Origin of the sequence: Gloeocapsopsis crepidinum LEGE 06123, assembly GCF_015207655.1 — a bacterium.
Classification (GTDB): domain Bacteria; phylum Cyanobacteriota; class Cyanobacteriia; order Cyanobacteriales; family Chroococcidiopsidaceae; genus Gloeocapsopsis; species Gloeocapsopsis crepidinum.
In genome coordinates, this window is the sequence record NZ_JADEWN010000143.1 from 1 (window position 1) to 1,170 (window position 1,170).

Genomic DNA, 1,170 nt, shown 5'->3' on the forward strand with positions numbered 1-1,170 from the left:
ATGGAACACTGATTGCTGCGCTGATACTCCACTGGCGTGCAGCAGATTCGTTCCCGATGAACCTATTCGATGATTGTAGTGGATGGCAAGACTTTGGACGGTAGCGCTCACTATTGTGAGCAGGGCTTCAGGTATGGAGTAAACATCTGGATAATGCGCTTTGGGAGCTATGAGCGTGTGACCATATGCTTCCAGCGTCTTTGGTAGAAAGCAGATAACGTCTGCATTTTGATAAACAACCCAAGATTGGATTTTGCCTGCTACGATGTCGCAGATGATACACTTGGTCATCCTTTTGCCTCTTGACGTTGCTGCTTTTTGTTTCTACCTTTGCTGACAATGTTTATCTCTTGTCTGCATTGACGAGGCAATGCCTAACTTGTAATTATATGGAAACCTTCAGGATAATACCCTGATTGCACAAAAAATGAGAAAAAGGGCGTGAAAAGGATTATAGAAAAGCAAGAAAAATGGTTTCAATTCTTGCCCACGCCCAAAACTTAGTGTACACTCTGCTGTCATTAATGCCTTCTGTTTACCAACAAGAAAATCTTGAAGCAATGTTGGGATTGTTTTTGCAGGCACAAGGGTATCCCCTACCTGAACATAGTAAAAGCAAGTCCGCCAGTGCCTTAAGTCGATTTCTCAATATTTACGATTGGTCAACCAAGAGTGTAATTCGCACTACTCGTAACCGTGTTATTGAGGAGATTTTGTCCGAGCGTCCTTTAGGGCGCAAACCATTTCTACAAGTGATTATTGACCTGACAACTCTGGAAAAATTTGGAAAATTTAAGGGATTTCAAAATCTAATCCGCTTCTACAACGGAAAACGAGGTTTGCATTTGGTTGTGGTGTATTTGGTTGTCGGTCGGTGGCGAGTTCCTTGGAGTTTCCGTGTATGGAGGGGAAGAGGTACTTCCTCTCCTGCACAACTGGGATTAAAATTGGTCAAATGTTTGCCTAAAAAATTAACCAAGCACTTCCAGGTAATGGTTCTCGTAGATACAGCCTTTGGTAGTCTGGAGTTTCTACATGGTGTCCGAAAGCGAAAGTTTCACGTAATTGCAGGCATCGCTTGTACCCGTAAGTTAGTTGATGGGCGCTGTGTTGCTCAACTACACAAGCGAGGGCAACAACTTCGTCTTCGGGGCTTGAAGTTTCCTGTCT

1 protein-coding gene and 1 pseudogene are annotated in these 1,170 nt (G+C 43.6%); one reads left to right on the forward strand and one right to left on the reverse strand.

Annotation, left to right across the window (positions count from 1 at the left end; all coding sequences use genetic code 11):
* Positions 1-291: HIT domain-containing protein (locus tag IQ230_RS28085; RefSeq protein ID WP_193935097.1), on the reverse strand; the 291-nt coding region annotated here is incomplete at its 3' end.
* A 179-nt stretch (positions 292-470) separates the two neighbouring features.
* Between IQ230_RS28085 and IQ230_RS26220 the strand changes: the two are divergent.
* Positions 471-1,170: pseudogene (locus tag IQ230_RS26220) on the forward strand (IS701 family transposase); the annotation flags it as partial.